The organism is Paenibacillus algicola, assembly GCF_005577435.1.
GTDB classification, from domain to species: domain Bacteria; phylum Bacillota; class Bacilli; order Paenibacillales; family Paenibacillaceae; genus Paenibacillus_AQ; species Paenibacillus_AQ algicola.
Map to the genome: position 1 here is coordinate 3,884,132 of NZ_CP040396.1, position 20,869 is coordinate 3,905,000.

A 20,869-nucleotide genomic window follows, 5' to 3' on the forward strand; every position below is an offset into this window, starting at 1 on the left:
CAAAAATGCTCACATCGAATCCTATCATGCCATCATCGAACTAGAATGTTATCGTCGCAATGAATTCGATACCTCCAGTTCTAGGAATTATGACTTGCATAATGCTACAGCTAAAATATCACCAGCTAATAACCTAGACCCACTGATTCCTTTAAGGTATTTTAACGGGCCTTCTGCACCCCATTCCATTCCCTTTAATCGCTTAACAGACTTCTGTATAAGGTTGTAATCTATTTTCCCCTGATGCTTGGTTACTGTGGCCAAGAAGATCTCAGCTCCAGCAATGGCCAATGCATTCAAGCAAACAATGTGTGTTAACCGATACTCTTTGTAATTAAGCCACTCCGTATTAAATTGTTCTTTAATTGCATTAAAATAGACCAGAATAAGCGTAAGTTTCTCTTCTTTGCTCAGTGACGAAATTTCACCTGGTTTTGTGATCAGTTCCAAAACTTTATATAAATTTTGAAGTGTTACATGACGTCCCGATACCCGTTTTCCAGTGACCGTACCAATAAAATGAAAGGGGCTATCCCCTCTTATTATCAATTCAGTCGCCACCCAGCTATTTTCATCTGAATTTCGATGAAGATATTTACTTAATGAAGTACCAATTCCTTTAGCCTTGGTATTAATGGTGTCAAACAGGTCGATCTCTTCGTCTTCATCCAGATAATGAAAAGCCAAAAAAGGAACATTGATTTCTGAATTGGTATCCTGTGTATAGCGCTTTATTCCCCCCAAACGATGCTGCCCATCCATCAAGGAGGCCTGTCCTTTACAAATTAATCGCCCATAGGTTGCCCTTGACTTGTCGTATGGGCTAAATTCCCACTTTGATTCTGCATTTAACAGGATCGGTGTAAACAGTGCTTTCTCTCCTTTTGAGAGATATAAAGCAAAATCGTTACAACGTTTACTATCAACCGGTCTCTGGTAACCTTTCCCTGATGGATGATTATATGGCTTTACGTAGGTAATTTGTAAAGCAGAAGTAGCGGAAAAGTTGCCTAGATATGCTACTTTTCCACGCATTTTATATTGAAGAACATTCTCAATAACTTGGTGATGTGGCAATGATGTCATTTGATATACTCCTCTAAATGAATTTCTTATTTACATTTTAGAATATATAACACCTATTTTCAATTGGTATTATGTAGTTTAACACTCTTCATTCCTGTTCGAAACTTGCCTACTCTTAAATAGAGGTGGCATAATGTCAAATCCATATCTTCAGGTAGGTAAAAAAATTAGGTTATATCGGAAAGCAAGAAAATTAACACAAGAAGAATTAGGGGAAATCTTAAAGATTGATCAGTCTTATATAGGAAGAATCGAACGAGGTGAAGTAAATATTACTTTAGATACTATCTACAAAATATCTGATGCTCTTCAAATAACGCCTGTTCAACTTCTCGAGGACGAGAAAAACGACCGCGAAGGAAAATTAAGAACAGATATTCTAGATAAAATCGATATACTGTTAATTCCTTTAACCGTTGATGAGCTACAAGGGGTTCATCGAGTAATAAAGGAAGTATTAGCATTAAAAAATATAAATAAAGGCAAACATCCTTAAAGAACTTGTTTAGAATTCAAAACACCCTCATTAAACTTGAGGGTGTTTTTCAAAATTTATTAAATTCAAATTCTTCTGAAAGATCTAATCGTATATGCATTTCTTACCTCTACATCTTGGTGTAGCGTTTAGCACCGCGCCTTATAGCATAAGAACTCAGCAAAAAAATAATTGCCTGCTCTGAAGAGAAATAGAAAGTTCTTCAAAAAACCGAAACCATTAGTTGGTTTCGGTTTTTTGAATTTAGCACTCCTCAAACTCGCCATATATATAGGTAACATGTTAATTACATTACCTTATCGTATTGTATATTTCATCAGCAGCGGCCTTAACACTTCCTTTTTGACCTCTTTCACTTGCAATCAAAAGTTTATTAATCAGTCCATTTTTGATGTTCTTCTCATGCAATTTATAAGTCTTCACAACACTAACCCAACGCTCTACTATGTCACTGCTCTGTTTCAACTTGAATATAATAACTTCGTCACCAGGTAAAACAGAATTCAAATAATACTCCCAGCGATCTGGTGTCAGAGTATTGAGGATCTGATCTATAGCATCTTGGGCACTCCATGCAGTACCATAAACGTTGCCCAACTTACAAGCTAATGAAGCAGTTATACATTTCCCTAATGCTGGAACTGGAATAGAAGATCCTAAACTTTGAAGATTTTTAGCAGCAGCTGGCTCATTATAAAAGTTATTCATGCCAAAATGTTTGCTTAATAAGTTATTTGCTGCCTCGATAAATGTATTTGAACGTAGGCTTTCTGGAACATAGTCAAAGCCTTTTGTCTTCAATAAAACCGATTTTAGAGCTTTTACTAACGCGGTGTTCCCTTCATTAGTTGCTTCTGAATACGCAGACCCAACGGGATATCGATCATCTGATAACAAATCTTCCCAGATTGTTGGAATAATACTCACCATGTTTGCAAATACAATTTCCTGCTCTGCACCTTTTTGTGTTTTGGAGAGATTAAGCAAAGTTCTTACAGTTGTTCTCTTATAAAAATAAGGACTAGTCAAAAGCGTTCTATAAACTTCATTGTCCTCAGTCAAAAGTTCACGTTTTAGTATATCCCTAAAGTTAGTAAAATGAATTTGATGCTGGTCATCTGTCATTGCAAGAACATATTTTACACAAGCCTTTATGGTTGCCATAGCCTGCGTAATATCCAATTCATCTTCTGTATTTCTATCTAAAAAGTGTCTTATCAACTCACTACTATTTATAAACAGCATTTTTGCTGTCTTATTAATTAGACCAAGGTCAGCACTTAAATTAATAATATCAACTTCAGACAGAAAATCGTCTTGATCACCGGGACTATCTTCAGCTCTTCCAAGCATCTCAAGCACGAACTCCCTACCAAAGGAAAGCACCTTTTGACGAAGGATATTAATAGTTCTATTCCATGTGTACTCAACAGCCATATCGTATAGCTCTGATGTAAATGCAGCCTGAATTTTTGCAACTTCTTTTTTAGAAAGCATATGCATATTTACATATCCGGTTATATCAATGATACTGGATACATTCGCTGGTAAATCTGCTCCATTTGGAGAATCCCATAATACAATTTGATTTGACATACTTATTCACTCACCTACTCTCTTATAAAAGGAATTGCCATCCTGTGATAAGAAGAAGACACCAACGATTTTAGGTTCACCAGAGAGTAATACTGTATTTGCTGCTCTCTTTCTGGCTCCACCTTCATTTGGGACTTCCACACCATGAGGTGTCTTTCTTACAAATACATTATAGCCTCTTACCCTTGCAGATGTATCCACTATTGTCATTCCATCAACATTCAGCATATCTAAAAAAAGTCCTGATAAACCGTAGTATGCCTCTGCAGAGACAATATCCTTATTATTCAAAACAGAGTCTAATACTTTTTGCCCCAAATCAATTGGTTCCTCGAACCATATTCCATCAGCTAAAAACTCTCCAGGTTCATAATCCGGTTCAACAATCAAACAAATGGTTCCATGGACTTTATACGGAATTACTCGAAAAAGGTTATTAAAAGCCTTTTTAAGTATTTCTCTGTGATCCGAATCATTAATAGATGATGTAATTTCGTCAATCATCAGCGGAAAATGAACGGTTCTTTCACTTTCGATTTCAAGAAACCTAGAGTCAACGGTTAAGTTACTTTTATGTAAACCACAAAGAAGCAGTTCAAAATTATTTAACGTTTTCACTTCTATTGCTGCATAATCAACTAAATCGAGATCATCAACATTAAACAAGTTTTCAGAAATAGACAATCCAATTGGTCCAGAAAACGACCTAATTACACCATAATGGACTTCTTCTTCGTTTATATCAATAAAAACATGCCATCCATTATTACAAAATGGGATTAATGACTTCACAATCTTTTCCAAGTCAGAACCGTCAGTTTTTCCAGTTCTTGTTTTTATCATATACGAATTCGAGACTGTTTTTATTGCTTTTTTAATATTATTTGAAATTAATAATCGAGGTCTTATCTTATGCCCTTCTTCTTCATAATTACAAAGCCTTGATAATAAATGCAGGAAATTTCTTGTGAAATCATCATCGATATTTATCTTTTCCGTTTCGAATAGCTGTTCAACTCCATCCCGAACCGAGAAATGATGTAATCTTTGCTCAACCATTTAATGACTCTCTCCCTACAAGACAGTGTTGTATAAACAATACTAACAAATGCAGCTATTTATTGCACCAGAATATTACAATAACATTTAGGACGAGCGGCGTAGGTAAGATTAGTGAACACCTTTAATAGATTTATGAAGTCTTACTGCCTTACTCCAAACATCTATGTATAATTTCTTTTAATAAATTGACAACTCTCTTTCATATAATAAATCCCGTTAATTCTTACAGAACTCTTAGTTTGTTTTTCGATAATCCCACCATAATCAATCAATTCATACTCTTGGTAAACCTCCACAATCCATTGTTGAAGCATAGCTTCATTAAAATGAGAGGCTTTAAATAAAAGTTGTTGCACATTTTCCACCTCCTACTATCATAATAACTTGCGTTCTATATCAATTAACTTATTATACTATTAATTTTTTCAGATTTGTATTTGATGCCTAATAACCTGCTCAATTTCCTGAAACAATTATAATGGACATGTCGCTTCCTAACCAATCTGTACTGTACCCCACACTAGACAATCCGAATGGGCTTGCCATGCATAAAGCCTTTAGTAATGTTCCTTTTACTGACCCGACCACAATTCTTTTGACAACTACTTCTAGAAGAAAGGATAGGCCACCAACATCGGCAGCATGCCAATGACGGCAATAGCCATATTGACTGTCCCAATCGACGCCGTTGTGACCATCTCACTCGAATAGGAGCTGAGCTCGCCGCTCGCCAGAAACTGCGCATTTGATAAAATTAATTCTACAATTTTTCCCATGAGGATATACAAGCTCTTTAGTATATTTAAGAGTATAGACTTAGCTCCAGTACTTTTCATAATGGCTATGTTAAACTTAAATGTTGTTTTTCTTAAAAAAGTTAACCGCCTGATATTCAGGCGGCTATTGAACACTTCTTATATTTAATTATTCAACCGTTATCTCGTATGGTTCGGATGATATTAGGTATTCCTTCCGTTCACCATCTATTTCAATTGCAAACGATGCTTTCCCAATCAATGTATATTTCCCTGGCTTCTCAATGGAGATTTTCTTATTTTCATCATCGTTTATTTTACTATCAGGATTATAAAACTCTTTTGGTTTGATTTTATGACTTATGTCAATAGTGTTTGTAACGAAACTGTCTATCTGCGGCTTATTTTCTTCATCGTAAATTTGTACATGAATTAATGGTGCTGCATGTAAAACTTCAACGCTGGTTCCTGATAAGTTAGTAATTCCAGTTATTAGCTCAATTTCGGTGTTAGCTTCTAAAGTAGTTTCATCTACCGTTTTTACAGTTACCGAAAAATCTTCTTCTTGCACTGCTTTGTCTGATTGTGAACATGCTACTGTAAATAAAAGAATTAACAAAGTGAAATATTTCATGTGGAACCCTCCTCGTCACCTAAAATGATGTTTGTCTAAGTTTGTTGTTTGTAGTCGTTACAGTAAACAGGCATGATTTGACCAACATATTCTTCTTATTTGTTGAAGTATTCTCATATTCCTTACTGTCTATATATCGGAACCAAGCTAAATAATGTTGCAAATATTTGGTTGCAACACCATTAAAGCGGCCCATCCATTTCTTTAGTCGGCTATGATAGCTGTTCACATTTTGGATATGGTACACGCCTTTCACTCGTTGTTTTCCGTCAGACTTGAAACGGTAATGAGCTAAGCCCTTTGCGTTCGCATAGGAGCTGAATGCCCGCCAAGCATCGGTGCAAAGCACGTTGGAGCCAGTTATATGACCACCAATCGCTTCTTCTAATTTCGTTGTCCGAATACGTCCACGTCCAAGAACGCCAGAATAAGTCATTTTCTGGCGGTCACGGGCAACGAGGACACATACTTGGTCGTTGCTTATGCCACGATATTTAGCTTTTCCACCACGTTTCCGTGACTTACGTTCAGTAATGTTTCGCTTGCCTTTCTCCGAGTACAGAAAGTAAGTCTCGTCCATTTCAACGATGCCTTGGAATGCGTCGGTTGGAATCTGTTTCAGGGCAGAGAGAATCTTATGTCGCCAGTAAAACAAGGTGACGTGTGTGACTTCACCGTGTAACTGCTCTGCACATTTTCTCAGCGAATAGCCCTCAATCATGCATTCGATGAATCGAACCCACACGTGAGGTCTTCTGGTTCGTTGAAGAGGGGTGTTTGTAAGGTCATTGAACGTTTGGTGACAGGACTTACAACGGTAACGTTGACGTTTAACCTCTCCAGTGCGTGTTTTTACAGCGTACTTTCCAAATCGCACAACAGAATGGCTTTGGCAATGAGGGCAAACAAGCCCATCTTTGTGCTTCTGCTCATGAATTTCATCAATTGCTCGAACGGGGGACGACACACCATTTGGTTCGGGATTGCAAAAAGAGGATAAGCTCATGCTTACCGCTATCGTCCAGTGTATCAGCAAGCTTTTTTAAATCCCGTAAATCCATAGACAAATCATCTCCGGATCGAATTGTTACCTTAATTATAGAACATTAGTTCGTAATTATCAAATATCAACATTAAGATTTAACAAAGCCTTCATAATAAATCATGACCACCCGTCCAACGGGTGGTTTGCTCTTGGGGTATAACCCCCTGTTGCCAAACTGCGCCTAAAGACGCTAGCCTGACAGCAAATCTGTTCAGGCTCAGTGTTATTTGTCACTTTCACTTACCAGTTAAACTGGTTTACTTCTTTTTGCTCCGATTACTGCTAAATGGATCTTCGTATTCTTTTACACTCAACTTATCTACCGCTTGATCATGTGCTTCTTGTTCACGAATATACTTTCTTACGGTTGCCTCATTTAAACCCACTGTGCTTACATAGTACCCTTCTGCCCAAAACTTTCGATTTCCGTATTTATACTTCAATTGGGCATGCTTTTCGAATATCATTAGCGAACTTTTTCCCTTTAGATATCCCATGAACGTTGAGACTGCAATTTTCGGCGGAATCGCTACCAGCATGTGGACATGATCGGGCATCATGTGACCTTCTATAATCTCTACTCCTTTGTACTTACACAAACGTTTGAAGATTTCGATTAAATCTCTTCTTACTTGATTATAAATTTCTTTCCGTCTATACTTCGGGGTGAACACAATATGGTATTTACACATCCACTTTGTGTGAGCTAGGCTGTAGCTCTTGGTTGCCATTGATGACCATTCCTTTCTTTGAGCCTGAACATCTCAATTTTATTGGAATGGTCATGGTGGTCAAACCCTCAATCCCTCCACCCGCATAGCGGGTGGTTTTTTGTTTCGCGCGTTTCACGCACTCAACTGGCTAAAGCCATAATAAAAGTCCCGAAGTCATTAACTCCGGGACTATCATACTGCTGCTTCATAATTATAATGCAAATTTCACATCTTTAATGTACACTTCATAACTATATTGTTTAGTTCACAACTATATTGTCACCAAACAACAACAGAAAGTATAACTCACACATTAATTCACTCCACCGTCACACTCTTCGCCAGATTACGCGGCTTGTCGACGTCGTGGCCGAGGGCCAGGGAAGCGTAGTACGCGAGCAGCTGCAGTGGAACCACCGACAGAGCTGCTGTCAGGACAGGCAGGGTCTTTGGAATTGCGAAGGCCTGGTCGACAGACTTCAGCAGGTTCACCACATGCTCCTCGTATGTGATTACCATAACATCGGCACCACGGGCTTTAACTTCCTTAATGTTGCTGACCGTCTTCTCCAGTACATCCTCTTGCGTGGCCAGAGCGATCACAGGAATACCTTCTTCAATCAAAGCCAGCGTTCCGTGCTTCAGTTCTCCTGCAGCATACGCTTCAGAGTGGATGTAAGAGATTTCTTTCAGCTTCAAAGAGCCTTCCTGGGCAACAGCGTAATCCTGTCCACGGCCAATAAAGAACAAGTGCTGGTGCTTGGAGATCTGCTCGGCATAGCCCTTGATTGCTTCCGTGTTCGCCAGCATAGACTCAACCTGCTCCGGCAGGGCGTCCATTGCAGCGATAATTTCAGCAGCTGCATCCTCGGTAATTGTACCTCGAACCTGTGCAAGGTACAGACCGAACAGATAGAAAGCAATCAGCTGGGAGCTGTACGCCTTTGTGGAGGCTACTGCAATTTCAGGGCCTGCTAAGGTTCCAACGACATCGTCCGCTTCCCGGGCGATAGAACTGCCAACTACGTTCGTAATAGCCAGCACGTGAGCACCTTTGCTCTTCGCTTCACGCAATGCTGCCAGTGTATCTGCAGTTTCACCGGATTGGCTGACGACAATGACCAAGGTTTCCGGAGTTACGATCGGATCGCGGTAGCGATATTCAGATGCTACATCATTCTCCGCAGGAATACGAACCAGCTGCTCAATGACGCTGCGTCCCACCAAGCCGGCATGATAAGCCGTCCCGCAGGCAACAATCTGAACATTCCGAATGTTCTTGATCTGTTCTTCCGTCAGCTTCAAATCCTGGAACACGACGCGGCGCCCGCTTTCATCCACACGGCCCAGCATTGTGTCACGGTAAGCCTTCGGCTGCTCGTGAATTTCTTTGAGCATGAAATGATCAAAGCCGCCTTTTTCTGCAGTGACTGCATCCCATTCGACATGAATCATTTCCCGAGAAATAAAATTCCCTTCAATCGTCATCAATTCGACAGCGTCAGCCGTAAGCACAGCCATTTCGCCATCGTTCAAAATGTATACATCACGCGTACATTTCAAAATAGCTGGAATATCGGAACCAATAAAGTTCTCGCCTTCGCCAATACCAATAATCAGCGGGCTCGCTTGACGCACTGCTACAAGCTTATCCGGCTCATACTCAGTCAGCACACCCAGAGCAAACGCTCCACGCATGAAGGTAATCGCCTTCTGCACCGCTTCAACGATATTTCCGTTGTATTCACGGGCAATAAGGTGCGAGATCACTTCGGTATCCGTCTCGGACACGAACTGATGGCCTTGCTCTATCAGCTCTTCCTTAAGCTCAAGATAATTTTCCACGATGCCGTTATGCACCACCGAGAATTTCTGGCTTTCGTCCGTATGGGGATGGGAGTTCACATCCGAAGGCTTGCCATGCGTAGCCCAACGTGTATGTCCAATTCCTGCAGTTCCTACGAGCGGAGCATTCTCCAGCTTCGACTCCAGGTTCGCCAGACGTCCTTTGGCTTTCGCAACTTGAAGACCCTCCGATGTAAATACGGCAATGCCTGCCGAATCGTACCCGCGGTACTCCAGCTTCTTCAATCCATCGATCAGCACCGTTTGCGTCTTCTGGTTCCCAATATATCCAACAATACCACACATAATAAAATTCCTCCGTTCGGTGTCCCACGATGAGACGTCAACAGAACACGGATCTGCATGTGCGGTAGAAAATACAAAGGAGAATGATTTATTCAGTTATCAACGTTCAAGCCTGTCACGCAGACTGAATTCACCGAAACCTTGAATGCACTCTTCCTCCACCGCGAATTCAAAACGCGTGTTCTCGCACACTCGTGGTTTTCCAGTTTAGTATAGTGGCACCTGCCGGCACGTTGTGGGAACAGTCGCCTGTTCCTTTTCCGATCCGGCTTACGGCTGGTGCAGCATACCGGGAGGTCCCCGCCGAACATTTCGAACACCTCCACCTCGTCAGCTTGGAATGCCGTTGGCATCTCGCTTAGCCATGGTGACTGTACGTTTCTTCCGTCAGACTCCATGATTTCATCTAAGCTACTCTGCCGTCCCCGCTCATTCACAAGCTCTGGCGCTTGTAAAGCTTCAGTAACCTCACAACCCTGCCTTTCTATTTTTGAATAACATGGTTTATTATATGCATCTCCAGCCGGTTTGGCAACTGGTCTTCCTGCCCATTGGAGCTCTCTTAGTTGTATCAACCCAAGAGCAGGCCGGTGAAACGCGATCTTTCTCTTCTCCGGCCTTTTCCTGGACAAAATACCGCTAATTACGCAAGTTCCTGCTTCACGACTTCTGCAATCTGCTGAACATAACGCTCCAGCTCTTCCTTGTCAGGTCCTTCTGCCATTACACGAATCAATGACTCTGTACCGGATGGACGAACCAGCACCCGCCCATTGCTGCCAAGAATGCCTTCAACCTCCGCAATGGCAGCAAGAATGCCTGGATTCCCCGCATACTTGCTCTTATCCCCAACGCGAACATTGACGAGCACCTGTGGATATTTGCGCATGCTCTTTTTCAGCTCGCTCAGCGGCTTCCCGGCCGATACCAATGTATCTACCAGCTGAATTCCCGTCAGAATGCCATCCCCTGTGGTATTGTAATCGAGAAAAATAACGTGCCCCGACTGCTCGCCGCCCAGATTATAGCCGCCTTTACGCATCTCTTCCATCACGTAGCGGTCACCTACTGCGGTCTTGGCTGTCTTCAGCTTCAGCGATTCGCACGCTTTATAGAAGCCAATATTGCTCATGACGGTAGACACTACGGTGCCTTCCTTCAACAATCCGGCGCGGTTCATGGCATCTCCGCAGATGCACAGAATAAAGTCGCCATCCACTTCATCTCCCGTGCTGTCGATCGCAATCAGGCGATCCGCATCGCCGTCAAAAGCAAGTCCCAGATCCGCACCGTGACGCAGCACCTCATCGCGCAGAAGCTCCGGATGTGTAGAACCGCACTCTTCATTAATGTTCAGTCCATTCGGCTCAGCGCCGATGGCAATAACCTCTGCTCCCAAATCCCGGAACAGCTGGGGAGCAAGCTCATATGCAGCTCCATGGGCACAGTCCAGCACAATCTTCAAGCCGTCAAAGCGGTTCTTGATGGTGGTCTTCAAATATTCTAAATATTTGTACTTCGCCTCTTCATCTGTGGTCATGCGCCCCAAATCCTTACCGACAGGACGAGGAAGCTCGTCTTGCTCGGCGTCCATCAGCTTCTCAATCTGCAGCTCCGTTTCATCCGACAGCTTGAAGCCGTCACCGCCAAAAAATTTAATGCCGTTATCCTCCACCGGATTATGCGACGCCGAGATCATAACCCCTGCATCCGCCTTCAGTAAACGTGTAATATAAGCGACGGCCGGTGTGCTTACGACCCCCACTCGAATGACATTCGCGCCAATGGACAGCAGTCCTGCTGCCAGTGCCGACTCCAGCATCGCGCCGGAAATCCGTGTATCCATGCCAATGACAACGTTTGGCTTCTCCTTGCTCCCTGCAAGAACATACCCGCCGCAGCGGCCAATGCTGTACGCCATTTCTGCGGTTAATTCCTGGTTTGCAACGCCTCTGACCCCATCAGTACCGAAATATTTCCCCATTGTTCTTTGATCTCCTTTTGTATAAATGCTGCTTCAATTATATATTTATTCTGCTCTGGTGTCTGTCGTCTCTGTTGACGCTTCATTCTCTGGATCGTCAGCTGGATCACGCTCTGGATTGCCCGGCTCATTACCGGGTTCCGGAGCTGGTTCCTCTTCTCCCGGGCCTGTCCCGCTCCCAGGCTGGGAGCCAGCGCGGTCATCTTCCTCACGCGGCGGATCCTTCTCTCCGCTGCGATCTCCGTCAGGCTCCTCTTCCGGCTCAGGCACCGGCTCTCTGCCATCATTATCGCTGGAGCCTGGACTTCCCGGCGGCTCGGAAGGCTCTCCCGTTGCAGGCTCAGCCGGCTCCCTTAGCTCTACTGTAATGACAATGCGGCTGTTGTTCACCCGGCTGACGAACCGGGGCAAGGTAACTTCTAACGGGATTTCATGAATGCCTGCGTCCAGCCCGGAGGCATCTGCGGAAAGAATGATATCTTGGACCTGCAGCTCGTCCAGCCGCGCCGGCGCCCCTTTCAGCGTCATGGATAGGAAGGAACGTCCAGGCTCGACCATGACCGCCTTCAGACCGGAAGGAACATTCGTGATCGAAATCGGAATATCATCCATCATCCGCTCGCTGACCGCAACAACCGTCATTTCCACTTCCATGGAGCCCGGCTCGATTCTCTCAAATCCTGGAGGCGGCGTCAAGTCTGCCGAAAGCACTGTTGTCCCTGCCTCTGTCAGCTCTGACAAGTCAATCAACGCACCGTTATAGGACTTTATACTCTCAATCTGCTCCGGCTCGCCGTATAGTGTAACCTCTGTGATGCGCGGGTCAGCTTCAGAAAGCACGAGCCCCTCCGGCAGACTGCCAGTGTACTGAACCTCCAGCGGTACCTTTACAAAGCCCGCTTCCACCGGAACCTGAACCGCAATAGCAGGCGGATTAATGACAGCGTCTGTCATTTCATTTCCTTCCTGATCATATGCGGTCAGCTTCACCCGATTTTCTTCAAAAGACTCCTTCGCCCCGTCCAGCTCCACCGTGCCCTTCACCTGGGACAGCCTGGCAAGCTCTGACTCCGGCATCGTCACCTGCACATTCTTCGGATTCACCTCGATCGGTCCCGACAGCCGGTAGCCCTCAGCTAGCTCGCCGCTGGTGCCGACCGCCGCTGGAACCGTCTCAGACTGGCGCTCCTCCACCGTGACCGTGACGACGGAAGGCTCCATCGAGACCAGCTCCACGCCGTTGGGCAGCGAATGCGTTAATGGCAGTGTCTGTGTGCCGGGAGACTTGATCCCGCTTAAGTCCAGCTTCACCTTATACTCATCGGCAAAAATCGTCGTAATATCCGTTCGGCGCCCCTTCACCCTTAAAGACACCTGATCGGCACTGATCCCCGTTAGGGCATAAGCAGTATCATCAAAACCGAACGTCTGGATATTCACCTGTACCGTTTTGGTATCAAACGAAGTCGTAGGCGGCGCAGGCACACCGTTCTCAATATGCACCATCACCCATAGCAGCATGCTCACAGCAAGAGCGATGAGCTTGGCAGCGGTGTTGTTCTTAATCCATTTATCCATGCTAACGGTCTCCCTTCCGTTTCCAGAAGAACGAGCGTTTCTCCTTTACAGCGGCAGCCGGACGCAATTGTTCATAAAGCTTCGAAATCAGTGATTCTTCTTTAATATCGCGGACAACCTGTCCGTTCATTGCCAGCGAGACCTGTCCCGTCTCTTCCGAAACGACAACAGAAATAGCATCTCCTACCTCACTGATCCCGATGGCCGCCCGGTGGCGCGTACCCAGCTCCTTACTGATAAAAGGATTCTCGGACAGCGGCAGGTAGCAGCCTGCTGCAGCAATTTGCCCGTTCTGAATAATGACAGCCCCGTCATGCAGCGGTGTATTCGGTATAAAAATATTAATGATCAGCTCCGAGCTCAGCACAGAGCGCATCGAGATTCCGGATTCCACGTATTCGTTCAGGCCCGTCGTGCGTTCAAACACAATTAACGCCCCTATTTTTCGACGTGATAAATAATTCACGGCCTTAATGGTTTCGCCGATTAACTTATTAGTCTGCTCATCCATATCCGCGGCCCGCCCGAACAGCTTTCCGCGCCCCAGCTGCTCCAGACCTCGGCGGAGCTCCGGCTGAAAAATAATAAAGATTGCCAGCACCCCGAACGTAAAGATCTGGTTCATCAGCCATTTTAGCGTATATAGATCAAACCACGTGCTAAGCGCCCAGATGACGACAAGCACCAGAATCCCCTTCAGCAGCTGAACCGCCCGCGTTCCTCGTACGAGCAAAATCAGATGGTATATGATATAAGTGACGATGAGGATATCGATAATATCTTTAATGGACTCTTTCCAAGTCAAGTCCGCAAAATACTCCATATAGTAACCCCCGCCATGTTCTTTAAGTAACCTTTAATATATGTAGTATGTGCTCTACATACTCTAGGTTATAACGTTAGCCCCTCCGATGCAAGTCAGCGGCCCATTTATCACCTAGAAAATAACAGAAACACAAAAAGGCGCCACCTTCTCGTCAGAAAAGAGGCGCCGGTATTCATGCCCTCTGCCTCGCTGGCAGGTGTCATGATTAGCGGTATGCAACATCCGTGAAAAGATTGGTGATCTTATACCAAATCCAATCCATAGCTTTATCTATATCTTTAACCTGTCCGGAAATATACGCTGTAGAAGCCTGAAACAGCTCCCCGTCGATGACGGTCAGATTCCCTTCTACCTGTCCAAAAACCTCAGTCTTGCCGTTCTCCACAGTGATGTCACCTGTAATGGTCTGGTCCGGCGGTATGATTACCGTCTGGCCTTTGATCACGAGCTTGTCAAGCTCGGTGCCTCTTACCACAAGCTGATTGTTCTGATCCCATAAGCTGACGGTGCTGAACAGCATCACCACAAGAAACAGCGCTGCCGCGGTGATAGCAGGATGTCTTTTGACCCAGGTTACCCATGCCTTTTGCTTCTTCTCTTTGGGCAGCATGCCCATAATGCGCTCTGTTAAATCCTCCGAAGGGCCTGTGGCATGATGAGTCAGAGAGAACAAGAGCATATCTGTCTTCTCCAGCTCCTCCAGTCTGTTCCGGCAATCCGTGCATTCCACCATGTGAGCTTTCAGCTCCAGCTGCTGCGGCTTGGACAAGTCATTATCCAGATAATCATGCATCAAAGAGACGGCCACTTTGCAGTTCATATCAGCCATTCCTTTCGTTCGATCTCTTTGCTGGGTCCCGCTCTGTCACACAAAGCATAAGACTTGCTTCTTTGTTTACGCACCGGAAACGAAGATGTTTCATTTATTTTAATTCCTGTTTTACAGTTTATACTCCAGCTTCTTCCGCAAAAACTCACGTCCGCGGTGCACCCGCGTCTTGATCGTCGTCACCGGCAGATCCAGTACATCACTGATTTCCTGTAAGGATAGATCCTGAATGTACCTCAAAATCATAATACTCTTGTACTTCGCAGGCAGTGTCGCCATCGCTTGATGAATAATTTGCTGCGTCTCGGACAGCAGTACCTCGGATTCTACAGAAGGGTCCTGACTCGGCAGCATGGAATATCCATCCGTGCCCTCCTGTTCACTCATCTCCGCATCAAGCGAGTATGAGGGCTTTCGTTTGCGAAGGCGATCAATACACAGATTGGTTGCGATCCGGTACACCCAGGTGGAGAACTTCTGCTTCTCATCATAGCGGTCCAGATTCTTATATACCCTCAAAAACGTTTCCTGCACTACATCCTCCGCCTCATGCCGGTTATACAGCATCCGATACGCGAGATGGAAGATCTTATCTTTATACAGCTCTAATAGCTCGGCAAAAGCCCGCTGGTCTCCCTTTCGGGCCAGCTTCGCCAGTCGTACATCTAAATTGTCCACCATAATTCCCCCAGAATGGTCTGATGGGTAACGTCTAAACACATCATTAAAATGGTAAATCATCCAAATCTAAAAAGCAACACAAATCATAAAGCCCCACCTGCACGAAAAAAGAAGCTCCCCCTAAAGGGAGCCTCTTCCGTGTCATTTCATGGCTTATAGGGCCTGCTTCACAGCACATGCCTCAAGGCCTGTTTCCCATTAACCGGTATTGCGGAGTCCCGCGGCAATGCCGTTAATCGTCAGCAGCACTTCACGCAGCAGATCCGGATCGTCCTCACCGCTGTCACGGAGATTACGAAGCTCCTTCAACAGCTGCACCTGCAGGTAGCTCAGCGGATCTACGTACGGGTTACGCAAACGAATGGATTCCTGCAGCATCAGCTGGTTATCCAGAATCTCCTGCTGGCCCGTAATTTTCAGCACCATTTGCTTCGTCAGCTCAAACTCGTTCTTCATCAGACCGAAGATGCGCTGTCTAGCCGTCTCATCACTCGTCATTAAGGAATATTCCTCTGCGATGATCAGATCAGCCTTAGCCAGAGCCATCTGCAGTGTATTAATGAGGGAAGTGAAGAACGGATAGTTAACATACATATCCTGAAGAACCTTCAGATTCTCTTCTTTGCCCTCATAATAACTGTTCAGGCCAGTGCCTGCCGCATACCAGGCCGGGAGCAGATAACGGCTCTGCGTCCAAGCAAATACCCATGGAATAGCCCGCAGATCCTCAAAACGGTCACTGTTCTTCCGCTTGGAAGGACGGGATCCGATGTTCAGTTCTCCTACCTCTGGCAACGGTGTAGATTCCTTAAAGAAGGACAAGAAATCCGGATCGCGGAAAATCAGGTCCTGATACTTGTTCTGCGACACTTCGGAGATTTGGGCTGCAATAGCCTCCCACTCCTTCTCCTGGGCATTCTCCTGCGGTGTACGCGCCTGGATAGATGCCTTGATCAACGCCGATGTGGCCTGCTCCAAGCTGCGGTATGCAATGCCCTTCAGCGAGTACCGGGAGGAGATGACCTCTCCCTGCTCGGTAATTTTGATTCCGCCAGCAATAGTGTTCGCCGGTTGTGCCAAAATACTGCGGTTCAGCGGCATTCCTCCGCGTCCGAGAGATCCTCCGCGTCCGTGGAAGTATTTCAGCTTGATGCCGAACTCTTCGCCCACCTTCGTAATTTCCTTCATGGCCACTTGCAGCTCCCAGTTTGCGGTCACTGCGCCGCCATCTTTATTACTGTCGGAGTAACCCAGCATGATTTCCTGCACATCATTCATGGCCTTCACGCTCTCCCGGAAGAATGGAAGCTGGAACAGACGCTTCATTATGGCCGGAGCGGCATGAAGATCCTCAATCGTTTCAAACAATGGGGCTGACTGCAGTGTCGCTGTGACACGGCCGTCTGCATGCTTGCGAATCAACCCGACTTCCTTCGCGAATACCATGACCTCCAGGATATCACTAGCCCCCTCAGACATACTGATGAGGTAGCTGGAAATACAGTTGACGCCGAATTCCTGCTGCGCTCGGTACACTGTGCGGAATACCTCCAGGCACTCCTCTGTGCTTTCACTGTAGCCCTGGTAAGGAGTCGTCAGCGGACGAGGATCATTAAGCAGCTTATTCAGCAGCTCAATTTTGTCTTCTTCCTCCATAGACGCGTAGTCTTCCACCACGTTCATCTGAGCAAGAATTTCCTTCATCGCGTTCTCATGCTCTTTACTGTGCTGGCGGATATCCAGTGTCGCTGTATGGAACCCGAACAGCTCCGCTTGACGGATCGTCTGCTTCACAGACGTGTCTGCCACATAATCCGCAAAATGATGACGCAGGCTGCGGTCAATAATCCGCAAATCCTCAATGAATTCCTGAGGTGTCTGGTAACGCTCTGTACCTGTCATGTTCGGATCCAGGACGTGGGTCATTTTGGCCAGCATGTAAGCCAGCTTAATGCGGTAGGGCTCCTTCTCGTTATGCCAGATCTCCATCTTCTTCAGCGTTACCTTCTCGCGATCCTCATTGATCGACGCCAGCAGCTCTTCAGATACGTTCACGATGGTCGTGCTGAAGCTCAGACTCTTCATCAGACCTGTCAAAATACGCTGGTACTCGCGGATAGCCAGCTTGCGCTGCATTTCCAGCGTCTTCCACGTTACATCCGCCTTTACCGATGGATTTCCATCACGGTCGCCGCCGATCCAGGAACCAAAGCGAAGGTATGTAGGCACATGCCAGTCATTCCCCGGATAATATTTGTTCAGGCAGCGTTCCAGCTCCTGATAAACCTCTGGCAGCACGTGGAACAGCGTCTCATGGAAATAGTACATCCCATTGCGCACTTCATCCAGTACCGTTGGCTTGCGGTCACGCAGCTCATCTGTCTGCCACAGGGTAATGACATCATTCAACAGCTTCTCGCGCAGCTGCTCTCTTTCGCGGAAAGTCAGCGTCGGATTATCCAGCAGCATAACGTCCTCGGAAATTCTTTTATGAATATCAAGAATCGCACGGCGCATCGCTTCTGTTGGATGAGCCGTCATCACGAGCTCCAGGGAAAGCCCTTCCAGCATATTTTGCACTTCTTCAAACGTGAAGTTACGCTCCTTGAGCTCCTGCACAGCACTTTCGATAGAGCCAGGCTGCACGCTTTCCCCTGCAGAACGCTCATAATCCCGTTTACGGCGGATCCGGTGGTTCTGCTCTGCAATGTTTACCAATTGGAAGTACACCGCGAACGCGCGGATCACCTGATGCCTCACGTCCGGTTTCAACGTGCTTACCATTTGCTTGAATTCTGCAAAAAGCTCCGGTAAAAACTCGGAACGCAGCGATTTACTGGTCTCACGGATTTTTTCGACAATATCCAGTAATTCAGTTCCGCCTTGGTGGACCAGAACTTCACCCAGAATGTTTCCTAGAAACCGTACATCACGCCGCAGCAGATTGTTGGAATTGCTCTTGGCGGTTACAGTAAGTTCAGACATATTGCTCCTCCCATCTCATCCCGATAACAGTTTATCTAGTTTATGCTTCCTAACATCATACAATAAATACTCTCGAAAATCTTTACTTTACGGTTAAAAAATTCAGCATTCCGACAAAAGAAGACGTTTTCACGCAAGTCTTATCCACATGCTGGATAAAGACAATCCGGCGTAAGCTGCATGCTTGCATAAGTAACATTCAGCGTTATCAATACATAGGATCAGGAACGTTCAGCGTTTCAAAACCGCAAGGCTGTAAGCCTGATCGCGCTCATAATCTACCTGGCTGAAAGTTCAATGCCCCTGAGTTATAGCAATGCATCTAACGCTTTATCACAGTGACACTTCGCAGGAGCATGGCATGAGGATGTAAAAAAAACATCACCTTAGTGATGTCCTGCGTTATGTATGGAGCGGGTGATGGGAATCGAACCCACGCTACCAGCTTGGAAGGCTGGAGTTCTACCATTGAACTACACCCGCAGATGTAACAATCGGGACGACACGATTTGAACATGCGACCCCCTGGTCCCAAACCAGGTGCTCTACCAAGCTGAGCTACGTCCCGTTACATACTACTTATGAAAAATGGCGTCCCCTGAGAGATTCGAACTCCCGACCTTTTGATTCGTAGTCAAACGCTCTATCCAGCTGAGCTAAGGGGACTTATGGAGCGGACGACGGGAATCGAACCCGCGACCCTCGCCTTGGCAAGGCGATGCTCTACCGCTGAGCCACGTCCGCAAAACATGGTGCGCGTGGAGGGACTTGAACCCCCACGTCAAAGACGCTAGATCCTAAGTCTAGTGCGTCTGCCAATTCCGCCACACGCGCACAAGGTTAAAACAATGGTGAGCCATGAAGGACTCGAACCTTCGACACCCTGATTAAAAGTCAGGTGCTCTACCAACTGAGCTAATGGCTCTCAAGCAAACTCACTTAAGAAAATGGCTGGGGATATAGGATTCGAACCTATGCATGACGGAGTCAAAGTCCGTTGCCTTACCGCTTGGCTAATCCCCAATATGATGTTCGCTCCTTAGTTTGTCCAACCATGAGACATATTATGAAACGATCATGGTGGAGGCTGAGGGGATCGAACCCCCGACCCTCTGCTTGTAAGGCAGATGCTCTCCCAGCTGAGCTAAGCCTCCATGTAGATGAGACATATTAAGAAAGTGGTGACCCGTAGGGGATTCGAACCCCTGTTACCTCCGTGAAAGGGAGGTGTCTTAACCCCTTGACCAACGGGCCTTGCAATGGAGCTTCCAACCGGGATCGAACCGGTGACCTCATCCTTACCATGGATGCACTCTACCTACTGAGCTATGGAAGCAAGTGGCTCCCCGAACAGGACTCGAACCTGTGACAACTCGATTAACAGTCGAGTGCTCTACCAACTGAGCTATCAGGGAATATGTAATGCACGCTTGGCGGCGTCCTACTCTCCCGGGACCCTGCGGTCCAAGTACCATCGGCGCTGGAAGGCTTAACGGTCGTGTTCGGGATGGGTACGCGTGGAACCCTTCCGCCATCACCACCAAACGTGATTCAGATGTTTGATCACCTGAAAACTAGATACGAAACGAATGTGCGTTATTAGATTGATCATTAGCGTAATGCTTTCGTAGCTAGCTTTGCTTCGCAAAGCTTGTAGGATAAGCCCTCGACCGATTAGTATTGGTCAGCTCCATGCATTGCTGCACTTCCACCTCCAACCTATCTACCTCGTGGTCTTCAAGGGGTCTTACTAATTGGGAAATCTCATCTTGAGGGGGGCTTCACGCTTAGATGCTTTCAGCGCTTATCCCTTCCGTACGTAGCTACCCAGCCATGCTCCTGGCGGAACAACTGGTGCACCAGCGGTACGTCCATCCCGGTCCTCTCGTACTAAGGACAGCTCCTCTCAAATTTCCTACGCCCACGACAGATAGGGACCGAACTGTCTCACGACGTTCTGAACCCAGCTCGCGTACCGCTTTAATGGGCGAACAGCCCAACCCTTGGGACCTACTTCAGCCCCAGGATGCGATGAGCCGACATCGAGGTGCCAAACCTCCCCGTCGATGTGGACTCTTGGGGGAGATAAGCCTGTTATCCCCAGGGTAGCTTTTATCCGTTGAGCGATGGCCCTTCCATGCGGTACCACCGGATCACTAAGCCCGACTTTCGTCCCTGCTCGACGTGTAGGTCTCGCAGTCAAGCTCCCTTATGCCTTTGCACTCTTCGAATGATTTCCAACCATTCTGAGGGAACCTTGGGGCGCCTCCGTTACTCTTTAGGAGGCGACCGCCCCAGTCAAACTGCCCGCCTGACACTGTCCTCGCACCGGATCACGGTACCAAGTTAGAACCTAGATACGATCAGGGTGGTATCCCAACGGCGCCTCCACAGAAGCTGGCGCTCCTGTTTCAACGGCTCCCACCTATCCTGTACAGATCGTACCCA

Annotated in this window: 15 protein-coding genes, 11 tRNA genes, 2 rRNA genes and 1 pseudogene (1 of these 29 only partly in view); 1 reads left to right on the top strand and 28 read right to left on the bottom strand. The window is 46.2% G+C overall.

Going from position 1 to position 20,869, the window contains the following annotated elements:
- Positions 1 to 87: 87 nt before the first annotated feature.
- On the bottom strand, positions 88 to 1,086 hold the full coding sequence (locus E6C60_RS18100) for a DGQHR domain-containing protein (protein WP_138227102.1): 999 nt from the start codon (positions 1,084 to 1,086) through the stop codon (positions 88 to 90).
- 133 nt (positions 1,087 to 1,219) lie between these two features.
- Between E6C60_RS18100 and E6C60_RS18105 the strand changes: the two genes are divergently transcribed.
- Positions 1,220 to 1,582, top strand: a complete 363-nt coding sequence (locus E6C60_RS18105) for a helix-turn-helix domain-containing protein (protein ID WP_138227103.1) — start codon at positions 1,220 to 1,222, stop codon at positions 1,580 to 1,582.
- A 291-nt stretch (positions 1,583 to 1,873) separates the two neighbouring features.
- Here E6C60_RS18105 and E6C60_RS18110 read toward each other — a convergent pair whose 3' ends face one another.
- The 27 genes and pseudogenes from E6C60_RS18110 to E6C60_RS18235 form a co-directional block, all read right to left on the bottom strand.
- Complete coding sequence (locus E6C60_RS18110) at positions 1,874 to 3,178, bottom strand: hypothetical protein (RefSeq protein WP_138227104.1); 1,305 nt, start codon at positions 3,176 to 3,178, stop codon at positions 1,874 to 1,876.
- A gap of 6 nt (positions 3,179 to 3,184) precedes the next feature.
- On the bottom strand, positions 3,185 to 4,237 hold the full coding sequence (locus E6C60_RS18115; protein ID WP_138227105.1) for a hypothetical protein: 1,053 nt from the start codon (positions 4,235 to 4,237) through the stop codon (positions 3,185 to 3,187).
- A gap of 164 nt (positions 4,238 to 4,401) precedes the next feature.
- Complete coding sequence (locus E6C60_RS18120; RefSeq protein WP_138227106.1) at positions 4,402 to 4,596, bottom strand: hypothetical protein; 195 nt, start codon at positions 4,594 to 4,596, stop codon at positions 4,402 to 4,404.
- A gap of 252 nt (positions 4,597 to 4,848) precedes the next feature.
- A complete protein-coding gene (locus E6C60_RS21035; RefSeq protein ID WP_175415358.1) occupies positions 4,849 to 5,016 on the bottom strand; it encodes a hypothetical protein in 168 nt (55 codons plus the stop codon).
- A gap of 148 nt (positions 5,017 to 5,164) precedes the next feature.
- Entirely contained in the window at positions 5,165 to 5,629 is a 465-nt protein-coding gene (locus E6C60_RS18125; RefSeq protein ID WP_138227107.1) for a hypothetical protein, read from the bottom strand.
- A gap of 19 nt (positions 5,630 to 5,648) precedes the next feature.
- Positions 5,649 to 6,690 (bottom strand): annotated as a pseudogene (locus tag E6C60_RS18130) (IS1595 family transposase).
- Positions 6,691 to 6,931: 241 nt separating this feature from the next.
- Complete coding sequence (gene tnpA, locus E6C60_RS18135; RefSeq protein WP_138227108.1) at positions 6,932 to 7,405, bottom strand: IS200/IS605 family transposase; 474 nt, start codon at positions 7,403 to 7,405, stop codon at positions 6,932 to 6,934.
- Between the two features lie 300 nt (positions 7,406 to 7,705).
- Complete coding sequence (glmS, locus tag E6C60_RS18140; RefSeq protein ID WP_138227109.1) at positions 7,706 to 9,538, bottom strand: glutamine--fructose-6-phosphate transaminase (isomerizing); 1,833 nt, start codon at positions 9,536 to 9,538, stop codon at positions 7,706 to 7,708.
- Positions 9,539 to 10,181: 643 nt separating this feature from the next.
- Positions 10,182 to 11,522, bottom strand: coding sequence for a phosphoglucosamine mutase (gene glmM / locus E6C60_RS18145; protein WP_138227110.1), 1,341 nt, complete (start codon positions 11,520 to 11,522; stop codon positions 10,182 to 10,184).
- A gap of 45 nt (positions 11,523 to 11,567) precedes the next feature.
- On the bottom strand, positions 11,568 to 13,100 hold the full coding sequence (locus E6C60_RS18150; protein ID WP_138227111.1) for a CdaR family protein: 1,533 nt from the start codon (positions 13,098 to 13,100) through the stop codon (positions 11,568 to 11,570).
- A 1-nt stretch (position 13,101) separates the two neighbouring features.
- Positions 13,102 to 13,923, bottom strand: coding sequence for a diadenylate cyclase CdaA (gene cdaA / locus E6C60_RS18155; RefSeq protein WP_138227112.1), 822 nt, complete (start codon positions 13,921 to 13,923; stop codon positions 13,102 to 13,104).
- Between the two features lie 208 nt (positions 13,924 to 14,131).
- Positions 14,132 to 14,746 (bottom strand): zf-HC2 domain-containing protein, encoded by a 615-nt coding sequence (locus tag E6C60_RS18160; RefSeq protein ID WP_138227113.1) that lies wholly within the window; start codon positions 14,744 to 14,746, stop codon positions 14,132 to 14,134.
- 120 nt (positions 14,747 to 14,866) lie between these two features.
- Positions 14,867 to 15,436, bottom strand: a complete 570-nt coding sequence (gene sigW / locus E6C60_RS18165; protein ID WP_138227114.1) for an RNA polymerase sigma factor SigW — start codon at positions 15,434 to 15,436, stop codon at positions 14,867 to 14,869.
- A 198-nt stretch (positions 15,437 to 15,634) separates the two neighbouring features.
- Positions 15,635 to 18,421 (bottom strand): phosphoenolpyruvate carboxylase, encoded by a 2,787-nt coding sequence (gene ppc / locus E6C60_RS18170; protein ID WP_138227115.1) that lies wholly within the window; start codon positions 18,419 to 18,421, stop codon positions 15,635 to 15,637.
- A 409-nt stretch (positions 18,422 to 18,830) separates the two neighbouring features.
- A tRNA-Gly gene (locus tag E6C60_RS18175) sits at positions 18,831 to 18,904 on the bottom strand.
- Between the two features lie 11 nt (positions 18,905 to 18,915).
- A tRNA-Pro gene (locus E6C60_RS18180) sits at positions 18,916 to 18,989 on the bottom strand.
- A 21-nt stretch (positions 18,990 to 19,010) separates the two neighbouring features.
- A tRNA-Arg gene (locus E6C60_RS18185) sits at positions 19,011 to 19,087 on the bottom strand.
- A 3-nt stretch (positions 19,088 to 19,090) separates the two neighbouring features.
- A tRNA-Gly gene (locus tag E6C60_RS18190) sits at positions 19,091 to 19,165 on the bottom strand.
- A 6-nt stretch (positions 19,166 to 19,171) separates the two neighbouring features.
- A tRNA-Leu gene (locus tag E6C60_RS18195) sits at positions 19,172 to 19,255 on the bottom strand.
- Between the two features lie 15 nt (positions 19,256 to 19,270).
- Positions 19,271 to 19,346, bottom strand: a tRNA-Lys gene (locus E6C60_RS18200).
- 23 nt (positions 19,347 to 19,369) lie between these two features.
- A tRNA-Gln gene (locus tag E6C60_RS18205) sits at positions 19,370 to 19,444 on the bottom strand.
- 55 nt (positions 19,445 to 19,499) lie between these two features.
- Positions 19,500 to 19,575: transfer RNA gene (locus E6C60_RS18210), tRNA-Val, on the bottom strand.
- A 25-nt stretch (positions 19,576 to 19,600) separates the two neighbouring features.
- Positions 19,601 to 19,675 (bottom strand) — tRNA-Glu (locus tag E6C60_RS18215).
- 6 nt (positions 19,676 to 19,681) lie between these two features.
- A tRNA-Thr gene (locus tag E6C60_RS18220) sits at positions 19,682 to 19,757 on the bottom strand.
- A gap of 3 nt (positions 19,758 to 19,760) precedes the next feature.
- Positions 19,761 to 19,836, bottom strand: a tRNA-Asn gene (locus tag E6C60_RS18225).
- 13 nt (positions 19,837 to 19,849) lie between these two features.
- Positions 19,850 to 19,966 (bottom strand): 5S ribosomal RNA (rrf, locus tag E6C60_RS18230).
- Between the two features lie 109 nt (positions 19,967 to 20,075).
- A 23S ribosomal RNA gene (locus E6C60_RS18235) occupies positions 20,076 to 20,869 on the bottom strand (it continues 2,261 nt past the right edge of the window).